The 19962-nt window shown below is 59.7% G+C and carries 22 protein-coding genes; 20 read left to right on the top strand and 2 right to left on the bottom strand.

Translation table 11 applies throughout. From position 1 onward, the window contains the following. Nucleotides 1–154: 154 nt before the first annotated feature. The 18 genes from WG915_RS08255 to WG915_RS08170 all read left to right on the top strand — a co-directional run bounded on the left by WG915_RS08255 (nt 155) and on the right by WG915_RS08170 (nt 17582). The gene (locus WG915_RS08255) at nt 155–2725 is read left to right on the top strand and encodes a translation initiation factor IF-2 N-terminal domain-containing protein (RefSeq protein ID WP_339564910.1); all 2571 of its coding nucleotides are present in this window, start codon (nt 155–157) and stop codon (nt 2723–2725) included. 183 nt (nt 2726–2908) lie between these two features. Next, the gene (gene rplU / locus WG915_RS08250) at nt 2909–3214 is read left to right on the top strand and encodes a 50S ribosomal protein L21 (RefSeq protein ID WP_339564909.1); all 306 of its coding nucleotides are present in this window, start codon (nt 2909–2911) and stop codon (nt 3212–3214) included. 39 nt (nt 3215–3253) lie between these two features. Then, a complete protein-coding gene (rpmA, locus tag WG915_RS08245) occupies nt 3254–3520 on the top strand; it encodes a 50S ribosomal protein L27 (protein WP_339564908.1) in 267 nt (88 codons plus the stop codon). Nucleotides 3521–3712: 192 nt separating this feature from the next. Next, nucleotides 3713–5224 (top strand): GTPase ObgE, encoded by a 1512-nt coding sequence (gene obgE, locus WG915_RS08240; RefSeq protein ID WP_339564907.1) that lies wholly within the window; start codon nt 3713–3715, stop codon nt 5222–5224. 110 nt (nt 5225–5334) lie between these two features. Continuing rightward, entirely contained in the window at nt 5335–6234 is a 900-nt protein-coding gene (locus WG915_RS08235; protein ID WP_339564906.1) for an SDR family oxidoreductase, read from the top strand. A gap of 138 nt (nt 6235–6372) precedes the next feature. Next, nucleotides 6373–7476 (top strand): glutamate 5-kinase, encoded by a 1104-nt coding sequence (gene proB, locus WG915_RS08230; protein ID WP_339565011.1) that lies wholly within the window; start codon nt 6373–6375, stop codon nt 7474–7476. A 10-nt stretch (nt 7477–7486) separates the two neighbouring features. Then, a complete protein-coding gene (locus tag WG915_RS08225; protein WP_339564905.1) occupies nt 7487–8374 on the top strand; it encodes a D-isomer specific 2-hydroxyacid dehydrogenase family protein in 888 nt (295 codons plus the stop codon). Nucleotides 8375–8390: 16 nt separating this feature from the next. Further along, nucleotides 8391–9662 (top strand): glutamate-5-semialdehyde dehydrogenase, encoded by a 1272-nt coding sequence (locus WG915_RS08220; RefSeq protein ID WP_339564904.1) that lies wholly within the window; start codon nt 8391–8393, stop codon nt 9660–9662. A gap of 23 nt (nt 9663–9685) precedes the next feature. After that, nucleotides 9686–10297 (top strand): nicotinate-nucleotide adenylyltransferase, encoded by a 612-nt coding sequence (gene nadD, locus WG915_RS08215; RefSeq protein ID WP_339564903.1) that lies wholly within the window; start codon nt 9686–9688, stop codon nt 10295–10297. Between the two features lie 86 nt (nt 10298–10383). Then, on the top strand, nt 10384–10848 hold the full coding sequence (rsfS, locus tag WG915_RS08210) for a ribosome silencing factor (protein ID WP_339564902.1): 465 nt from the start codon (nt 10384–10386) through the stop codon (nt 10846–10848). Beyond that, nucleotides 10845–11555, top strand: a complete 711-nt coding sequence (locus WG915_RS08205; RefSeq protein WP_339564901.1) for a histidine phosphatase family protein — start codon at nt 10845–10847, stop codon at nt 11553–11555. Before rsfS ends, WG915_RS08205 begins: the two co-directional genes overlap by 4 nt. Then, a complete protein-coding gene (locus tag WG915_RS08200) occupies nt 11556–12350 on the top strand; it encodes a DegV family protein (RefSeq protein ID WP_339564900.1) in 795 nt (264 codons plus the stop codon). Nucleotides 12351–12432: 82 nt separating this feature from the next. Next, nucleotides 12433–12792, top strand: a complete 360-nt coding sequence (locus tag WG915_RS08195; RefSeq protein WP_339564899.1) for a cupin domain-containing protein — start codon at nt 12433–12435, stop codon at nt 12790–12792. Continuing rightward, a complete protein-coding gene (locus WG915_RS08190; RefSeq protein ID WP_339564898.1) occupies nt 12789–13586 on the top strand; it encodes a class I SAM-dependent methyltransferase in 798 nt (265 codons plus the stop codon). Before WG915_RS08195 ends, WG915_RS08190 begins: the two co-directional genes overlap by 4 nt. Before the next feature lie 84 nt (nt 13587–13670). Next, entirely contained in the window at nt 13671–14300 is a 630-nt protein-coding gene (locus WG915_RS08185; protein WP_339564897.1) for a ComEA family DNA-binding protein, read from the top strand. Between the two features lie 4 nt (nt 14301–14304). Then, a complete protein-coding gene (locus tag WG915_RS08180) occupies nt 14305–15900 on the top strand; it encodes a ComEC/Rec2 family competence protein (RefSeq protein WP_339564896.1) in 1596 nt (531 codons plus the stop codon). Continuing rightward, nucleotides 15866–16870, top strand: coding sequence for a DNA polymerase III subunit delta (gene holA / locus WG915_RS08175; protein ID WP_339564895.1), 1005 nt, complete (start codon nt 15866–15868; stop codon nt 16868–16870). The genes WG915_RS08180 and holA overlap by 35 nt, the downstream gene beginning before the upstream one ends. A 64-nt stretch (nt 16871–16934) precedes the next feature. Beyond that, nucleotides 16935–17582: a LysE family translocator gene (locus WG915_RS08170; protein WP_339564894.1), complete on the top strand. Its 648-nt coding sequence runs from the start codon at nt 16935–16937 to the stop codon at nt 17580–17582. Between the two features lie 77 nt (nt 17583–17659). Here WG915_RS08170 and rpsT read toward each other — a convergent pair whose 3' ends face one another. Both rpsT and WG915_RS08160 read right to left on the bottom strand, forming a co-directional pair. Beyond that, nucleotides 17660–17923 carry a 30S ribosomal protein S20 gene (gene rpsT, locus WG915_RS08165; protein ID WP_339564893.1) on the bottom strand — a complete coding sequence of 88 codons (264 nt, stop codon included), beginning with the start codon at nt 17921–17923 and terminating at the stop codon, nt 17660–17662. Nucleotides 17924–18076: 153 nt separating this feature from the next. Then, complete coding sequence (locus WG915_RS08160) at nt 18077–18649, bottom strand: type II toxin-antitoxin system PemK/MazF family toxin (RefSeq protein WP_339564892.1); 573 nt, start codon at nt 18647–18649, stop codon at nt 18077–18079. Nucleotides 18650–18892: 243 nt separating this feature from the next. Here WG915_RS08160 and WG915_RS08155 point away from each other — a divergent pair, with 243 nt between their 5' ends. Together WG915_RS08155 and WG915_RS08150 are read left to right on the top strand one after the other, a co-directional pair. Beyond that, a complete protein-coding gene (locus WG915_RS08155; protein ID WP_339564891.1) occupies nt 18893–19018 on the top strand; it encodes a hypothetical protein in 126 nt (41 codons plus the stop codon). A gap of 81 nt (nt 19019–19099) precedes the next feature. Beyond that, nucleotides 19100–19804: a hypothetical protein gene (locus WG915_RS08150; RefSeq protein ID WP_339564890.1), complete on the top strand. Its 705-nt coding sequence runs from the start codon at nt 19100–19102 to the stop codon at nt 19802–19804. The last annotated feature ends 158 nt before the right edge of the window (nt 19805–19962 follow it).

Genomic DNA, 19962 nt, shown 5'->3' with positions numbered 1-19962 from the left:
GGCACGCACGTTGTTGTTCGCTCGCTACCGCAGGATCGCTGAACGATGACTGGCGCGACAAGGCTTTATACGACATGAAGCGCGACCTGTGTGGCGGCGGCAAGAAGTGCCAGCGCCCGGGACACGCGCCAAAAAATGAACATAGGAGTTGACCGTGGCAAACGGCGCAGCACAATTCGATAGAACCCAACTAGGGGAGAAGAACCGCGTACACATCCTTGCGAAAGCACTCGGGATGGCATCTAAGGAACTCATCGCGGAGCTCGCCAATCTAGGGCTGAAAAAGGTCGCCCAGTCCACCATCTCCAAGCAGGAAGCCGAGCAGCTTCTCGACGCCCTCAGTGGCAAAGACGAAGACGTCATCCGTAAGCGGGTGGAAAAGAACGTAGCTAACGAGATCCACCAAATCGAGGAAAAGGTCGAGCGCGAGCTGGCCACCATCGACCTAGTGACGGCCGTAGAGCAGGAGAAGGACGCTGAACTGCTGGAAGACGTAGTCCCAGAGATCACGCCTGCCCCTGAAAACGTCTTCATCGCACCTATTTTCCAAGCCCCAGAGCCAGTGGCTGCTCCTGCTGTGGACAGCGAAGAGACCTCTGCTCCTAAGCGTCGTGGACGTCGAGGCAAAGGGCGCGGCAAGGGCTCCGATGAGCCTCAGGTAGAGGCAGTGGAAGAGGTCTCTGAGGAGCCGATGGGCATCAAGGGCTCCACGCGTCTCGAAGCACAGCGTCGTCGCCGTACTGAGCGTCGGGAGGAAGGTCGCAAGAAGCGTCATATCGTTTCCGAAGCAGAGTTCTTGGCGCGCCGCGAATCTGTAGAACGTGTCATGGTCGTGCGTGAGCGGGAGCGGGAAGATGGTTTGGGCCGCGTGACTCAGGTCGGCGTGTTGGAAGACTCGATGCTGGTAGAGCATTTTGTCACCTCGGAAACGCAGTCCACGATGGTCGGCAACATTTATCTTGGCCGCGTGCAAAACGTGCTGCCCTCGATGGAGGCAGCGTTCATCGATATCGGAAAGGGCCGCAACGGCGTGCTCTACGCCGGCGAGGTTGATTGGCGCTCCGCAGGGCTTGGGGGACGGTCCCGCAAGATTGAACAGGCCCTCAAGTCCGGTGATCAAGTTTTGGTGCAGGTAACCAAGGACCCGATCGGGCATAAGGGTGCACGCCTCACCACGCAGATTTCCCTGGCTGGTCGCTTCCTGGTGTATGTCCCAGGAGGACGTTCCGCGGGGATTTCACGAAAGCTGCCAGAGCCGGAACGCAAGCGTCTCAAGGAAATCCTGAAGGAAGTTGTTCCGGGGGATGGCGGCGCTATCATCCGCACTGCTGCGGAAGGCGTGCACGAGCGGGAGATTGCTGCTGATGTTTCGCGTCTCCACAATCTGTGGGAGCAGATTCAAGACCGTACTAAGCGTGAAAAGCAGGGGCGCGGCGCGAAGCCTGTGACCATGTATGAAGAGCCGGACATGCTGGTCAAGGTGGTCCGTGATCTGTTTAATGAAGACTTCGACAAGCTTGTGGTGGATGGTAGCCGCCCATGGGGGACCGTGCATGCCTACGTGAATTCGGTGGCGCCGGACTTGGTTGAGCGTCTGGAGAAGTTCGATTCCTCCCAGAACGGCGGGGTCGATGCCTTCGAGTCTTACCGGATCGATGAACAGCTACACAAGGCGCTAGCGCGTAAGGTGTGGCTGCCTTCCGGTGGCACGCTGGTGATTGACCGTACCGAAGCTATGACCGTCATCGACGTGAACACTGGCAAATTTACCGGCGCCGGCGGCAACCTCGAGGAAACCGTCACCAAGAACAATCTCGAGGCGGCCGAGGAGATCGTCCGTCAAATGCGCTTGCGTGACATGGGCGGCATGATCGTCATCGACTTCATCGACATGGTGTTGCCGGAAAACCGCGACTTGGTGCTGCGTCGACTCACCGAGGCGCTTGGGCGGGATCGCACCCGTCACCAGGTATCTGAGGTCACTTCCTTGGGGCTAGTGCAGGTTACGCGCAAGAAGCTGGGGACCGGCCTGTTGGAGACTTTCTCCACCGAGTGTGAGTGCTGCCAAGGTCGAGGCATCATCCTGCATACTGACCCAATTGAGCAGGAAGAAGATGTCCCGGTCTACGGCAAGCGCGCCGCCACAAAGCGCGCAGAGCATCCGGCGATCAAGGCGATACACCGCGAGGACGAGGAAGAAGAAAAGTCCATCGAGGAGCTCGCAGCGGCGGTTGTGGCAGTGGAGCCGGAAAAGCAACAGGACACTCGTCCTTCGCGTCGTCGGCGCAAGAACCGCAATGTCTCTGAGATCGAGGAAATCGCAGCCGCTGCCGTAGCGACGGCAGACGAGGAGGATCCTGAAGAGCCATCCGGCAAGGACTATCAGCCAGCGCAGTCTTATGAGGAGGCGCTGGAGCAGTACAACAACTCGCCGCGTCGCCGCCGGGCCACCCGGGGCAACTCCAAGTCTGATGTACCTCCACGCAAGTCTGACTTTGCGGAGCCGGAAGCGGTTGCCGTCGAGAAGCCTGTGCGTGCCGCTGCGCCGAAGGCGGAATCGAAGGAGCCGGAAGCTGCGGTTGTTGAGGCATCGCCGCGTCGCGGACGTCGCCGCGTGGTGAAGAAGCTGGCAAGCGCGGAGCCTGCTGCACCGGTTGCGGAAAAACCACAGCAGCCACAGCAGTCTCGCGGACGTCGTCGCGTGGTACGTCGCAACCGAGGCTAGCGAGCACGCGGTTTGTATTTTCGCCGCGTTACCGGGTAGTCTTTGACAGTCGCTGTTTACAGGTGAGTTCCGCGTGCTTCAATCGCTGCGAAGATCCCTTGTAAACGCCAAAAAAATCATTTGTCCATTCGGGCGCGCGACCGTGTGTCCGAGCCGAGTTCTAGATAAAGGGGTAGCCCTCCTATGTATGCGATCGTCAAGACCGGCGGCAAGCAGTACAAGGTTGCCGAAGGTGACCTCGTCAAGGTCGAGAAGATCGAGGGTGAGCCAGGTTCTTCCGTGGCTCTCACCCCGGTTCTGCTCGTCGATGGCGCCGATGTAACTACTGATGCTGCCAAGCTTTCCAAGATCAGCGTCAACACCGAGATCGTCGAGCACACCAAGGGCCCGAAGATCAAGATCCTGAAGTACAAGAACAAGACCGGTTACAAGAAGCGCCAGGGCCACCGTCAGCCACTGACCGTTCTCAAGGTAACGGGCATCAAATAAGCCGGCAGGCTTTTAGCTTTCCTGAAGGAGGGAAACCAAATGGCACATAAGAAGGGTGCATCCTCGACCTCTAACGGTCGCGATTCCGAGGCAAAGCGTCTCGGCGTCAAGCGCTTCGGTGGTCAGCAGGTCAAGGCCGGCGAGATCCTCATTCGTCAGCGCGGAACCAAGTTCCACCCAGGCGAGAACGTTGGCCGTGGCGGCGACGATTCTTTGTTCGCTCTCAAGGCTGGCGCAGTCCAGTTCTCCACCAAGCGCAACCGTCGCATGGTGAACATTGTTCCAGCTGAGGCTGTAGAAGCTTAAGCTTGACATCGCTAGAACCCGCACTCCATGTGAGTGCGGGTTTTCGCTTATCCGTGGCAACTGGCGTCAGAGTGCTGCCTGGCATTAGCCTTTCCGGCTGGTGGTTGGCTACAATCAATCGATTGCTCGAAGGCACAGTAGAATTGGGCACTATTGACGTCGAGAAGCGCGCCCTAGATTGAAGGAACCCCCATGAACCGATTTGTTGACCGCGTGGTCCTGCACCTGATGGCTGGCGACGGCGGTAACGGGTGCGCCTCGATCCACCGCGAGAAATTCAAGCCGCTTGGCGGCCCCGACGGCGGTAACGGCGGTCACGGTGGCGACATCGTCCTCGAGGCCTCCGCGCAAGTTCACACCCTGCTGGACTTGCACTACCGGCCACACATCAAGGCACAGCGCGGCACGAATGGCGCCGGTGACCACCGCAATGGTGCGCGTGGAGAAGACCTCGTGCTGGAGGTCCCAGCAGGTACTGTGGTGATGAATGACAAGGGTGAGGTCATGGCAGACCTAACCGCGGTAGGCATGCGCTACATCGCTGCTGAAGGCGGCCACGGTGGCCTGGGTAACGCCTCGCTGGCCAGTCGCGCCCGCAAGGCGCCGGGCTTCGCGCTGAAGGGCGAGCCAGGCGAGCAACACGATGTGACCCTGGAACTTAAGTCCATGGCGGATGTCGGTTTGCTCGGTTTCCCCAGCGCCGGCAAGTCCAGTCTGATCTCTGTCATCTCTGCTGCGAAGCCCAAGATCGGCGACTACCCGTTTACCACCCTCGCGCCAAACCTTGGTGTGGTGGAAGTGGGCCATGAGACCTTCACCATTGCAGACGTGCCAGGCCTAATTCCTGGCGCTTCCGAGGGCAAGGGTCTTGGTCTGGACTTCCTCCGCCATATTGAGCGCACCGCAGTTCTGGCACATATCGTTGACACTGCCACGATGGATCCTGGTCGTGACCCGATCAGCGATATTGAGGCGCTGGAAAACGAGCTGGCCTTGTACGAATCCGAGCTCAGCCACGATGTTGGGCTCGGAGACCTTAAGGATCGTCCGCGAATTGTGGTGCTGAACAAGACCGACGTCCCAGAGGCGCTGGAGCTGGCTGAGTTCCTCAAATCGGACATCGAAGAGAAGTTCGGCTGGCCGGTGTTCATCATCTCCGCTGCCGCCTACCAGGGGCTGGAACCGCTGAAGTTTAAACTGTTGGAAATCGTGCAGCAGCACCGCAAGGTCAATCCGAAGGCCAAGGCGGAGGTCCGTACGATCATCCGGCCACAGGCTGTGGATGCGGTCAAGAACAAGCTGGGCTTCGTGGTGGAACAAGACCCAGGGTTCGAGGGCGCTTTTGTGGTCCGCGGCGAAAAGCCGGAACGTTGGATTCGCCAAACTGACTTCGAGAACGATGAAGCAGTCGGCTACCTTGCTGACCGTTTGGCGCGTGCCGGGGTGGAAGATGCCTTGTTCAAGGCCGGCGCAAGCGAAGGCGCGCAGGTAACCATCGGCGATGTCACCTTCGAATGGGAGCCAATGACCGCTGCTGGTGCTGACTCCCTGATGACAGGGCGAGGCACCGACGTTCGACTGGAAAAGACCGAGCGTATCTCCGCCGCCGAGCGTAAGCGCGCCTCCCAGGCTCGTCGTGGCCTTATCGACGAACTGGATTATGGCGATGGCGAAGTTGCCGACCGAGAGCGTTGGCAGGGCTAATAACAGCTCCATCAACACTCTTTGTCGAAAAAATAACGGCCCCTCAAATTTGAGGGGCCGTTTCGCGTCCATCAGTACGGTGGAAAGCACAGCAACTTTAGGAGGATTCGATGACTCGAGTAAGCCAGGAAGCTACTGTTGACCCGCGCGAATTGCACCCTCGGATCTCTCCGCCTGAGCAAACTCAGCCGGAGCCAGGGCTAGATGCGCAGCTGCAGCCCACGGCTGACATCGGGGTGGAAAGTTACGTCGGAAGCGGACGGCTACACGGCAAGAAGGCATTGATCACTGGTGGTGATTCCGGAATCGGTGCCGCCGTAGCTATCGCATATGCCCGTGAAGGTGCCGACATCGCACTGGCGTATTTGCCAGCTGAACAAGAAGATGCCGAGCGAGTTATTAAAGCAATTGAGGAGACTGGGCGCCAGGCAGTGCCGCTGCCAGGTGACTTCCTCGATCCGAATTATTGCCGTTTGCTTGTCGATGACGCCGTGAAGACATTGGGTGGACTCGACATCTTGGTCAATAATGCCAGTCGCCAAGTGTGGAATGAAGGCCTAGCAAGCATCTCTGATGAGAGCTTTGACCGCACGATGAAGGTCAACCTTTATGGCACCTTCTATGTCACAAAGCAAGCTCTGAAGTATATGAAGCCGGGTGCCTCCATTATCTTCAGTTCTTCCGTGCAGGCGTACTCGCCATCGGACACCCTGCTCGATTATGCGATGACTAAGGCAGCAATGAATAATCTGTCCAAGGGTTTGGCTACGGAACTGACGCCGAAGGGCATTCGCGTCAACGCGGTAGCGCCTGGCCCGGTGTGGACCCCACTTCAGCCCTCACACGGTCAGCCACAAGAGAAGATCACTTCCTTCGGTCAACATTCTGGTTTAGGCAGGGCAGGGCAGCCGGTCGAGATGGCTGGTCCCTATGTTTTCCTCGCCAGCGATGAGGCGTCTTTCGTCTCCGGTGAAACGCTCGGTGCAACGGGTGGGGATCCAACCCCATAGCCCCGCAGCAGCGTGCGGGCGACTATATTTACTTCCATGTCCACCCTCCCGCTCAAGCCTTTCACCGCCGATTCGACCCCGGAAGCAACCTTCCCCGTGGCCGAGCCTGGAGGGCCTGCTTTTGGGCACCATTCGAGCGTGCGGGAACAGATCTCGCGCGCCAAGCGCATTGTGGTCAAGATTGGCTCGAGTAGCCTGACGGACGAGAATTTCACTGTGCAGCCGGCGCAGATCAATAAGCTGGTTGATGCTATCCAAGCTCGCATGGCGCGCAACACTGATGTCATTGTTGTCAGCTCTGGCGCTATTGCCGCGGGGATGGCCCCTCTCGGCCTGCCGCACCGCCCGAGTGATCTTGCCACCCGTCAGGCGGCGGCCGCGGTCGGCCAAGTTTACCTTGCGCACCAGTGGGGAGTCAGCTTCGCTCGTTATGGTCGGGCGGTGGGGCAGGTGCTGCTCACGGCGAGTGACGCTGGGCAGCGTGACCGGGCTCGTAACGCACAGAACACCATTGATCGTTTGCGCCAGCTGCGCGCAGTGCCGATCATCAATGAGAACGACACGGTAGCCACCACTGAGGTGCGGTTCGGTGACAATGACCGTTTGGCTGCGATCGTGGCAAACCTCGTGAGCGCGGATGCGCTGGTGCTGCTGAGCGACGTCGATGGCCTCTATGACAAGAACCCGGTGGACCCGACTGCGCGTTTCATCTCCGAGGTGCGTGACGGCAATGATCTCAAAGGCGTGATCGCCGGCTCTGGGGGCGTGGTGGGCACTGGTGGCATGGCCACCAAAGTGTCGGCTGCCCGGCTTGCTTGCCGCGGTGGGATCCCAGTGCTGCTTACCAGCGCGGACAACATTGGTCCGGCGCTGGATCGCGCTGAGGTGGGCACGGTGTTCCACCCCAAGGACAATGGAATCAGTGCCTGGAAATTCTGGGCCCTTTACGCGGCAGATGTTGCGGGGACGTTGAAGATCGATGCTGGTGCTGTGAGTGCAGTGACGGCCGGAGGTAACTCGCTGTTGGCGGTGGGTATCACCGAAATTGACGGGGATTTCCACTCCGGCGAGATCGTAGAAATCCTTGGGCCTGAAGGAGAAATTATTGGGCGTGGGGAAGTGGCCTTTGACTCTCGCACGCTACGGCCGATGCTCGGAAAACACAGCGATGAGCTGCCGGAGGGTATGCAACGGCCGGTGGTACACGCGGACTACCTGTCCAACTTTGCTACTCGCGCGTAGCCTGGGGGGCATGAAATTTTCGATTACCCCGCATCGCTGGTCCACCGTCATCGATTACCTCAGTGAGAACGGTTATGAAGAAACCGAGCTCGGCGAGGCTGATTTCTTGGTCTTCAACGGGACCCCGGAAGAATTCCCGGAGCTGCCGGAAAATATCCGCTGGGTGCAGATTTGCCTAGCCGGTATCGACGGCTTTGAAGCCGCAGGAATCTTGACCTCGGATCGGCGGTGGGCAAACGCCCGGGGCATCTTTGCCACCACTGTCGCGGAATCGGCAGTAGCGTTGCTCCTCGCCCAGTTGCATGCGCACAAACAGTGCACCTCCTGGGATGCGCGTGCAGCAGCAGAGGGTGCTACCGGCTGGCTCCACGATAAGACCGTGGCCATCGTCGGAGCGGGTGGTATTGGAACGGAGCTCATCCCGATGCTGCATGGCTTTGGCTGCCGCGTCATCGCAGTCAATCGTTCCGGCCGTCCGGTACCGGGGGCAGATGAGACAACAACGGAGGCTGTGTGGTCGCGGGCAGACTATTTCATTGTGGCCGCGCCTCTCACAGCTGAAACTCATCATATGGTGGATGCGCAGGCTCTCGCCGAGATGCCGTCGCATGCGGTGGTTGTGAACGTGGGGCGCGGACCGCTCATTGATACCGATGCGCTCACACACGCCCTGGAAACCGGGCAGATCGCGGGCGCTGCTTTGGATGTAACCGAACCAGAGCCATTGCCAGCGGAACACCCGCTGTGGGCCATGCCAAACGTAGTGATCACGCCGCATATTGCTAATACCAGCGAGCGGATCCAAGCCTTGATGCCGAAGGCGATCCTGGCTAATGCCCAGGCTTTCGCCGCAGGGGAGAAGATGCCTACAGAAGTGACTCCGGGGCAGGGATACTGAGCTAAAATAGTGCAGCATGACTGCTGATTTGGGATCGAATTCTGCCGAACGGGACGAGGTATTGGCCAAGGCTCGCGCAGCTAAGGCGATCGCTGGGGTCCTCGCACGGCTCACCTCTGACCAGAAGAACGCGATCCTGCGCGCCGCGGCGGATCGCCTGGAGGAGCGTACCCCGGAGATTCTCCGGGCAAATCAGCTTGACATCGATGCCGGCAGAGCCGCAGGAATGGCGGAGTCCCTCATTGACCGCCTTGCGCTGTCGGAAGAACGCATTGCTGGTATCGCCGGTGGGTTGCGCCAAGTTGCGGATCTGAAGGATCCGGTAGGCCAGGTGCTGCAGGGTGCGACGATGCCTAACGGTATCCAGATGAAACAGGTGCGCGTGCCGCTTGGTGTGATGGGCATGGTGTACGAGGCACGCCCCAACGTTACTGTTGATGCTTTCGGGCTGGCGCTCAAATCTGGCAACGTAGCGCTGCTCCGCGGTTCTAAGACGGCGCGTAACTCCAACGCTTTCTTGGTGTCGGTGCTGCAGGAAGTGCTGCTTGAGCATGGGCTGCCTGCCGAATCCGTGCAGTTGCTGCCTTGTGAGACTCACGGCAGCGTGCAAGATCTGATTACGGCTCGTGGCCTGGTGGACGTGGTGATTCCGCGTGGTGGAGCTGGGCTGATTAACGCTGTGGTCATGGGCGCAACTGTCCCTACGATCGAGACCGGTACTGGCAATTGCCACGTCTATATTGACCGCGACGCTGATTTGGAGCTAGGCATCGCGATTCTGCTCAATTCCAAGACGCGCCGTGTTAGCGTGTGCAATGCGGCCGAGACGGTGCTTATCGATTCTGCCCTGCCCGCTGCCGATCAAACACGTATCATCACCGCGCTGCAGGACGCCGGGGTGCGGGTACACGGGGACGTCGAAAAGCTCGGCGCAGATGTGGCCGCCACCGAGGTTGACTTCAGCGACGAGTACCTGTCCATGGATATCGCTGCCGCGCTTGTCGACGGCGTGGACGGCGCAATCGCTCACATCGCCCGCTACTCCACGGGCCATACGGAGGCCATCGCGACGAACAACATCCGTACTGCTCAGCTCTTTTGCGACGCTGTGGATTCCGCCGCGGTGATGGTCAACGCCTCTACTGCGTTTACGGATGGCGAGCAGTATGGCATGGGCGCGGAGATCGGCATTTCTACCCAGAAACTCCATGCGCGTGGTCCGATGGCTCTGCCGGAGCTCACCTCCACCAAATGGATTCTGCAGGGCACTGGGCAGACTCGACCCTAGTCCACAGACTAAAGTTGTCCGTTATGGGACAACCGAATCACATCTCGCCGAAGCGCATCGGCATCATGGGCGGCACTTTCGACCCGATCCATAACGGTCACTTAGTTGCGGGCTCGGAGGTAGCCTCCCGCTACGACCTGGACCTGGTTATCTTTGTGCCCACTGGGCAGCCATGGCAGAAGGCGGACCGGAAGGTGTCCTCGGCGGAGGATCGCTACCTGATGACAGTGATCGCTACGGCCTCCAATCCGTCGTTCGCGGTCTCGCGGGTGGATATTGAGCGGGAGGGGCCAACATACACCATCGATACCCTCAATGATCTGCGCGCGGAGTACCCGGATGCAGAGTTGTACTTCATCACTGGCGCGGACGCCCTGGCGCAGATCGTCACGTGGCGTGACTGGCCCTCCATGTTTGAGCTCGCGCACTTCGTCGGTGTGACCCGTCCTGGTTACGAACTGACCTCCTCCATTGACCCCGCTATCCATAAGGGACGCGTGACTTTGCTGGAGATTCCAGCCATGGCGATCTCCTCCACGGATTGCCGGGAGAGGGCCGCCGCAGGGCGCCCGGTTTGGTACCTCGTACCGGATGGTGTGGTGCAGTTCATCAACAAAACTGGGTTGTATTCTTAAGATTGCCCCGTCAACTAGCCTAAACTGCCCCAAACGTGGGAAACTATGGTGTTAGTAGTAAGACTCAACAATCTCAAAGGACTTTCGTGACTGCATCTCAAGATTCGATTCGATTCGCCACCATCGCTGCCCACGCTGCGAGTGAAAAGCTGGCTGAGGAAATCGCCGTCATCGACGTTTCCGAGGTGTTGACCATTACGGACGTGTTCGTGATCGCTTCTGCCAGCACTGAGCGTCAGGTCAATTCCATCGTGGAGGAGATTGAAGACAAGCTCACCGAAGCCGGTACAGATCCGATCCGCCGCGAGGGAGCACGTGAAGGACGTTGGGCGCTGTTGGATTACGGCGAGTTCGTGGTCCACGTGTTCCGCGAGCAGGAGCGCGAATTCTATGCTCTTGATCGCCTGTGGCGTGACTGCCCGCTGATCGCCATCGACGGCATAGAGACCCCGCAGCGCCCGCAGGCATGGGCGAGCGATGTTAACGAGCGTGAAGTAAGCTCCATCGACGAGATTCCGCTGGCTGAGCAAGAGCCGGAAGACGAGCTGTGACTCGCCAGCTGATCCTGATGCGACACGGGGAGACGTTTTATAACGCCACCCGTCGGATGCAAGGGCAGATGGACACCGAGCTATCTGAAGTGGGAGTTCAGCAGGCCCAGAATGCGGCTGATTTTCTCGCAGACATCAAAATCGGCAGGATCGTCTCCAGCGACCTAGAGCGGGCGCAGGAGACAGCGAAGGCGGTAGCGCAGCGGGTGGGGGTCGCTGTGGGCGTCGATAAGCGCCTGCGGGAAACCCACCTCGGCCAGTGGCAGGGGATGAGCCACGAGGAAGTTGATGCACAGTTCCCCGGTGCGCGTGCGCTGTGGCGTCACGACGCCAGTTGGGCACCGCCTAAGGGTGAGTCGCGGCTCGAGGTTGCGCAGCGTGCTCGTGCGGTTATCGACGAACAGATGCGTGATTTCTCGGAGTGGGATGATTCCACAGTCGTTGTGGTCGCTCACGGTGGGACGATCGCAGCACTGACCTCCTCTTTGCTGGGCTTTAGCCCGGAGCAATATCCGATCTTTTCCGGACTGAAAAATACGTGTTGGGCGCAGTTGACTGCCCGCCCGCGCTACTTCCAGGGCAGCCCGGATGCCGACGGCGAAGGCGATCCCATTATTCCGCAGGCGCGCTTTACCGCCGAAAATGTCGACGACGCACAGTGGTACCTAGACGGGTGGAACATGTCTGCGCCAAAGCGAGGCATGTAAATGCCGGTTCGGATCGTTACGGATTCCTCAGCGGGGTTGCCTGCTGACATTGTTGAGGAACTCGATATCACCGTTGTGCCCTTGCACGTGATGAGTCGTGGCGGTGCCACCTCTACCGCCGGTCTCAGCGCGCTGGAGCTGACTGCAGCGTATGCGCGCCAGCTGGAACGTGGGCATGATGAGGGCGTTTTAGCTTTGCATCTGTCTAAGGAGCTTTCTTCGACGTGGTCAAATGCGACTGCGGCGGCAGCGGTATTTGATGACACCGTGCGAGTGGTGGATACGAATTCGGCCGGGATGGCGGTTGGCGCTGCGGCGATGGCGGCCGCTCGCTTGGCCAAGCAAGGCGCCGATTTGGAACGCTGCTATGAAGCGGCAGTAAACACTCTTGAACGTGCGGACCTTTTCCTGTACTTGCACCGGATCGAGGACATGCGTAAGTCTGGCAGGCTCTCGCCCGCGACTGCGTTGATGTCCTCGGCGCTGGCGACGCGCCCGATCATGACGATCCGCGGCGGCAAAGTTGAGCTGGCGGCGAAGACGCGCACCCAGACCAAGGCCTTCATCAAACTGGTGGAGATGATCGCGGAAAAGGCTGGTGGCAAGCCGGTTTTCATCGCGATTCAGCAGACTGAGGCTCGTGAGGCCGCGAAGGCGCTGCTGAAGACGATGCAGGCGGTGTTGGCTGAGGGGACCTCTTATCTGACCTCAGAGTTGGACGATGCGATCGGCGCCCACGTTGGCCCGGGGGCATTGGCGGTTTCCGTGGTGTATTCCGCGCAGCCGGAGGGCTAGCGGCGAGATTTCTCACACCCTGGGTGTAATAAATTAGGTTAGGCTAAGCTCATATCCTGTTTCTCCGAGCTTAAGGATGCCCATGGCTCCCAACCACAACCTACACTCATCATCTGCTCATCTAGGGCTGGCTGAATCCCTTCCTGTCGTCGCAGAATCCACCACGTCACGAGTGCTCATTAGCAACAGCATGATGCGCGTCGTCCAGTTCACCTTCGACACCGGACAGCTCCTCAGCCAGCACAGTACGCCCCGGGCGGTGTCATGCCTACTAAACGAGGGGCGCATGCTGTGGACTCTGGGGACAGAAGAGTTAACCATGAGCGCGGGCGACGTTATCTATCTAGCGCCCGGACAGCCACACGCGCTCGTGGCCGAAGAACCCTCGCGACTGACACTGACCATGGTGGAAGTTGACTCTGGGGAAGGGGAATCAGCATGAGTGAGATGACTCGTCAGGCACCGGAAGAAAAGCGCCTCCAGGGGCACTGGCTGCTGGCAAAGCTCGGTAAACGGGTACTACGACCAGGTGGTCGTGAGCTCACGCAACGGATGCTCACTGCTGCCGGACCACGCGCCGGGGATCGAATCATAGAGTTCGGTCCAGGCGTCGGGGCTACCGCAAAATTGCTGTTGGCTACACACCCAGCGAGCTGGATTGGAGTGGATCCCAATCCGGACGCACCTAAAGTATTGGGGCACCTGCTAGGTGGCACCGTACCCACAGAGCTCGTCGCTGCTGACGCTGCCACCACAGGTCTGCCGAGTGGGGAAGCAGACTTCGTCATCGGTGAGGCGATGCTCACCATGCAAAGTCAAACAGACAAGGCGCGAGTGGTGGCGGAAGCTACCCGATTGCTCGCCCCAGGCGGACGCTATGCCATTCATGAACTGTCTCGCACCGGGGTGGAGACAGAAGCTCGACCACGCGACGCGGTAGAAAAGGACCTATCCCGCACGATCAAGGTGGGCGCTCGGCCGCTGCCGGTAGCGCACTGGATAGCGCTGCTGGAAGAGGCCGGACTGGAGGTGGAGTGGCAAGGCGAAGCACCCATGCGTTTGCTCGAGCCTTCTCGTCTGATTTCCGATGAAGGGATGCTCGGGGCAGCGCGTTTCGGGTTTAATCTGCTGCGTAACCGGCCTGCCCGGGAGCGGGTGCTCGCGATGCGAGCCGAATTTCGGAAGCATGCTGATGAACTCGGAGCCATCGCGTTGGTGGCCCGCAAGCCCGCCTAAGTTTATCCACATCCCAGTAGCTATCCACAGGCTGGCTGGGGCGCTCTGTGCATGAAAGTGCCGGTTGCGGCTAACTTGAGCGCCATGAAGCTCTCCGAACGTGTCGCAGATCTGACCCGACCAACCGGCGAGGAAGACCTCCTCGCGGTGCACTATCCGAAGCCACGATTTATGATTTCCCCGCGTCATGGCATGTGGGTGGCGCTAGTGTGTGTCATCGGGCTGGCAGCGTGGTTCTTCCTGCGCCAACCAACCTCGCCCGGGTACTCATATGCCCCCGCCTCCGTATCTGCAGCGCCGACTTCAGAGACGATGGCGGTGGTCAGCGTCGTCGGTGCGGTTTCTGCGCCGGGATTGGTCACGCTAACGCCCGGCGCGCGTATCGACGACGCCCTGCAGGCAGCGCAGCCGCTGCCGGAGGCGGATCTGGCCAGCCTGAATCTCGCGGAAAAGCTCAGTGATGGCAAGCAGATCCAGGTCCCTGTGGTTGGTGCAGCACCCGTCCAGGCTGCTAGCGAGCCGGGGAAAGTCTCACTGAATTCCGCGACGGCCGCCGAGCTAGAGTCCTTGGACGGAGTCGGGACGAAAACCGCAGCGGCGATCATCGCGCATCGGGAGCAGATAGGCGGATTCTCCGCTATCGAACAGTTGCAAGAGGTCAAAGGGATTGGGCCGGCGAAGTTCGCGGCGATTTCCCCCGAGGTGACTCTGTGAATCCATGAGGGAGCTTCGTCTGGTTCCGGCAGCGCTGCTGGTGTGGGCGATTGTGCTGGCCACCGTAGTAACTCGGGAGGCGTGGCTGGGCTTGGGCCTCTTGGCAGTGGCAGCCCTGTCCATGCTGAAATTCCCGGGGCCCGGGCTGACGGCGCTGTCCCTGGGGTTGGCTGCCTTATCGACGTCCCTGGTTCGCATCCACACCGCGCCTGCCGCTTTCCCGGCTGCGGTGTTGGCGCGCATAGAGACGAGCCCGACGATGACCAAAACTGGTGGGTGGATTACCACGCTGTCCGTCGATGGCGCCACGGTCCGAGCATTTCTTAAACAGCAACCGCCCCCGCTTGGAACCAGTGTGGTGGCGCAGGTAACTAGCGGCCCCGCCGACAGGCCAGGTGTAACTCCGGTGGTGCTGAACATTAGCGAGCTTGAGGTAGTGGCGCCACCGCGGGGCTTCGATGCCTGGGCTGCGAGCGTCAAAGCCGATTTTGTTGTAGCCTGCGCCAAGCACCTTGGACCAGCATCGGAGGGGTTGTTGCCGGGCATGGTGCTGGGAGATACCTCGGCGCAAAGCCTGGAAGAAAAGCAGTTGTTTCTGGACACAGGTCTGTCTCATTTGACAGCGGTCAGTGGATCCAACATCACGATCTTGACCGTGGCGGCTGTGTTGTTGGCTAAGGCGGTGACGCTGGGCCCGCGGTATCAAGTAGGCTGCGCTGCCATCACGTTGGCGGTATTCGTTGGGTTGGTGGGCTTTGAGCCATCGGTGCTCCGCGCTTCGGTCACGGGGATCGTCGGCTTGCTGGCTGTACTGGGCTCGGCGCAAGCCGAACCCGCGCATGGCCTCAGTCTCGCGGTGATCGCGCTGCTACTTTACGATAGTGACCTCGCGGTCTCCTACGGCTTTGCACTTTCCGTGGCTGCCACCGCCGGCCTCATCGCGTTGTCGCCTTTGCTGTATCGCGCATTAGCGCGGCACCCGTTGGGCAGACGCGTGCCTGACATAGTTTTGCGCGCCCTCGCGGTGGCAATTGCTGCTGATCTGGTGACGATGCCTCTCGTTGCGGCGATGACGGGCAGGGTGGTGTTGGCGTCGATAATCGCGAACGTCCTAGTGGCGGCGGCGGTTGCTCCCGTCACGATTCTCGGACTGTTGGCAGTGCTACTGCCCGCTCCGCTTGAAATGCTGCTGTTGCGGCTTGCCGAGCCATTTACCTGGTGGATTGCTACGGTGGCGCGCGCCGTGGCAGGCATGCCGAAGCTGCAGCTGGGCGCCGCTTGGGCTCTGCTATTTGCGGGGTGGCTGGTGTGGTTGATCCACAAGAAGTGGGCGCATTACCTGCTGGCGGGACTCGTTTTGGCGATTCCGGAGCCCCGCGCAGCAGAGACCAATCTAGAAAGCGTCATTCAGCTAGAGACGATCCCCAAGGACTATCGCGCGCCACCTGGGGTGCAGGCGATCATCGTGCTGGAACCAGGGAAACCGAGTAAGCGGCCACATGTGACTCAGGACGGGGTCCCGATCCTCTATCCGAATCGGGACGGGCCTGTCCGCGTGTTACGTGATGGGACGCAACACGCACACCGCGGGCATTTCTAGCTACGATGAACTGGTGATCAATCCCGTGCACCTCATTCTCGGCGAAGAAGACTTCCTCGCCGAGCGTCAGCAGAAGAACATCCTGGATCAGCTGCGCGTAGAGCTTCCCGCAGGCGAGCAGCTACAGGTCACCACCATGCGCACTGGCCAGCTCACCCCGCCGGACCTGGTGGAGATGTTCAGCCCGTCGTTGTTCTCCGACAACCGCGCGCTGGTGTTCACTGATGCGGGGGAGTCCGGCAAGGAACCGCTTGATTTGCTTATCGACGCCTGTCGCGATGTCGCACCCGGCATCACCGTGATCATCCGGCACAGCGGCAAAGGTCGCGCAAAGTCGGCGGTGGACAAGCTCAAGAAGCTGGGGGAGGTCCACGAGGCTGCAAAACTTAGTGCTCGGGATCGCCAAGGGTTTGTTACCAACGAGTTCCGCAACTTAGGGGTACGTCCCACGCCTGATGTAGTCCATGCGCTGCTCGAAGGTGTCGGTTCGGATCTGCGGGAACTCGCGGCTGCAGTCAGCCAGCTTGTGGCCGATACCAACGCCCAAGTCACTGTTGCGGACGTGCGTAGGTACTACGAGGGCGTCGCTGAGGTTAGCGGATTCGACATCGCAGACCTGGCATGTTCCGGGCAGACCGCGCGGGCAGTGGGCTCTACGCGCCGGGCACTGCAGTTGGGCGTGCCACCGGTTCTCATTGCTGCCGCGCTGTCAAACTCGGTGATAGCCATCGCGCGTTCCTACGCGATTCGTGGCCGGGCCAATGACTATGAACTGGCAAAAACGCTGGGTGTGCCGCCGTTCAAGGTGAAATCTATCCTGCAGGTTGCCCGCCGGTGGAATGGTGATGCCGTCTCCGACGCGGCAATCCTCATGGCCGAGTTGGACGCGCGGGTGAAAGGTCAGGGCGGGGATATCGAGTTCGCGATCGAGAATGCCGTACGCCAAGTATCGGAGCTTGCTAACCGCTAGCTAAACTTGCGGACATGACATTGTTGAACTGTGCGGAGCGCCAGCAGGAAGAGCTAACTAACGCATGATCTGGGGACTTCTGGGGACCGTCGTTGCATTGAATCTGGCAGGCATGTTCACGCCCGGTCCAGACGTCTTCCTTCTGCTGCGCTTGGCGGCGCGCTCGCGCCCGCACGCGTTAGCAGCGGTGGGTGGCATCACCACCGGCATTGTTGTGTGGGTTTCGCTGACCGTACTGGGCGCTTCAGCATTGTTTGTGGCTAATCCGTCCATACTGGGCTGGGTACAGCTCCTAGGTGGCGCTTGGCTGCTGTGGATGGGCTTCAACATGGCCAAGTCCGGCTGGCAGCAACGCATGACCACAGTGACGCTCAGCGAGATCACGATGGATGAAATGCTCGGGACCCCGGGCCATAACTATCGGCTCGGGTTAATGACCAATCTTTCCAACCCGAAAGCAGTACTGTTCTTCGCGTCCATCATGACGCCGTTTATGCCCACTGACCCGAGTTGGGGAGTTTCCCTCGCGATTATCCTGGCGATTACCCTCACTACCTTCATTGGGTTTAGCGTGCTCGTAGTCATCGTGTCGGCGGATGTGGTGCGCCGTCGCATCGTATCTGCAGGGCCGTGGATTGACTTCGTGGCAGGGCTGCTGTTCCTGGCAGTCGGCGCATGGATGGTGAAAGAGGGCTGCGCTGCGTTGCTGTAGCAGGAGATAAAAAGCCCGCCATTCGGAGATCTTCCTTAGGAAGAACCGAATGGCGGGCTTTTTTAAAGCAGAGAAACTTAAGCCATCTTGTTCACTGCAGCAGCCATGTTGGACTTCTTGTTGGCTGCGTTGTTGCGGTGGAAGACGCCCTTGGTTACTGCCTTGTCCAGGGAGCGGGAAGCGATGCGGAGCTGAGCTTCTGCAGCAGCCTTGTCGCCAGCCACAATAGCGGCATTGAGCTTACGGATCTCGGTGCGAACTGCGGAACGTACTGCCTGGTTGCGCTGACGAGCCTTTTCGTTCGTCTTGATGCGCTTCATCTGAGACTTGATGTTTGCCATCGTAAATACCTCTTGAAAGTAGGAAACTATTGAACTGTTTCCACTAGAAACCTGCGTGCTGAGGCGGACCCAAGGTCCTGACCGCCTGTTAACGCCCACAGGTGAAAAGTGAACAACACACAAACTTTAGCACTCACGCGCGCGGAATAGAAATCATCCCCAGTGATAATCAGTGCGGAGTTTGGTGGCGATGCGCTCAAATCGACGGCGGGGCACCACCGTACCCTCGCGTCGAATAGCGAGTTCTGGCACCTCGATCACCTTATCGAGGCGGAGCCAGCAAGGGGCGCCACTCGAATCCCAGGAACCGGAACCGATGTCCATCCACCCCTTCTTCTTGGCATGATCCGAGTTGGCGCTGATCAGCAGGCCAAGAATGGTCTCCAGGCCGTGGCCGACCACGAGCAGTGCGCGATCTTGGGCCGCGGACTCGTCGTCGGTGCTGATTTTGATCCACACCACCTCGCCAGGTTCGGCGTGGCCATCCATGTCGGGGGCGTAGTAGATATTGCGCACCATCTGTTCAGTGGGGTGCACGTTGCAGACAGCTTCCACACGCTCGGTGTCCGTGCCGTCAGGGTCTTGCTGCAATCCCAACCGGTTACCGATCCGGTCTAGGCCGCGGTCCAAGCGGGAGCGCCGCGCCTCTGCGCGGGCGGCGACGAAAGAGCGAAGACTGTCTCTAAAGCGGGCGGACCAAGTGGTGGATACTTCTTCTCCTGCCATGCTTCACCACATTACCTGCCCCAGGCTGGCAGTGGGCTGAGATTCTGAATGAGTGATGCCTAGTTTGCGCGCTGTCGCGCGAACCCCTTTTGCCGAGTGTCCCAGGTGGCTGATATTGAAAATCGACGACATCCTGGAAAGTTCGGCAAAAGGGGTTCCGGGATTGTGGATAGACAGGCATTATTCACATCCAGCTCCGCCCCTGAGCCACAGCAAGTAGCCCTTCACACTAGGGTCAACGGCATGTCTTTGTGGGGGAATGGCATTGCGGTGCGGGATCGACGCGCGATCTCTGCAGCTGATCAGCAGTATTACGAGGAAGAGTTTCGTGGCAATTGGGTACAGCTTCATGGCAGCTTCTATATATGACGCGAACACTATGATGCGCTCAAGGAGTGGGAACGCCATCGATTGAAGGTGCTTGCCGTCGGCAAGCAGGCGCATCGGGCGGTGGTGGTAGGTCGAGCCGCGGCGGTGCTGTGGGGCTTCGGGGTACTTGAGGCTAGTTTCCCTATCGAGCTGGCGTATCCCGGATCGGGCAGGCCACCGCCGCGCAGAAAATGGGCCCCGGGCATCCGCTATCGGACGATGTACCTACCTCGCGCGGAAATCCTGGAAGGCAAAGGGGTTGCGTACACCTCGGCGGCCAGAACCGTGGTGGACACGTGCAGGTGGGGCAGCTTCGCCGACGGGATCGTCGTCGCGGAAAGCTATCTCCGTGCAGGGTACCGGAAGTCAGAATTGTGGCGAGTGCTGCGCGGGATTGGCCGGGGCCATGGGGTGGCGAAAGCGCGCCGGGTCCTGTCGCATGCAACCGAGAAATCGGAATCTGTTGCGGAAAGCTTGGCAAAATCCCAGATCATTGAGGCAGGGGTAGACACGCGCAGTGTGGTTCAAAATGCCGAAATGGTGGTGGGCCGGCGCGGGCGACGCGCGGATTTCATTATCGACGGCTGGCTGGTCATTGAAGTCGACGGGGAAATCAAATATGACGGCACGTACGGTGACCCCGCGTTCGTAATCAAGTTAGAGCGCGAGCGTGAGCGCGACTTCTTGAATGCGGGCTACACGTTGTATCGGGTGAAGTGGCGCGATTTGCGTGATGGTTCATTCATTTCAGGACTACGGAGGTTGCTGGAGCGCGGGCCGCGCTGAATTTGGTGAACCCCTTTTGGCGAACATTCCTGGGCGGTGTCAAGCTGTGAATGCACCACAAACCAGAAAGGTGGTTCGTGGTGGTTCAACGATCAACACAGAAGATAAGGGACCATGCGGTGGCTTCGGTGCTTGCCGGCCGACGGGTAACTGTGGTC

It is taken from the genome of Corynebacterium sp. H128, assembly GCF_037482625.1.
Classification (GTDB): Bacteria; Actinomycetota; Actinomycetes; order Mycobacteriales; family Mycobacteriaceae; genus Corynebacterium.
This window is presented reverse-complemented; position numbering and strand designations above follow the sequence as displayed.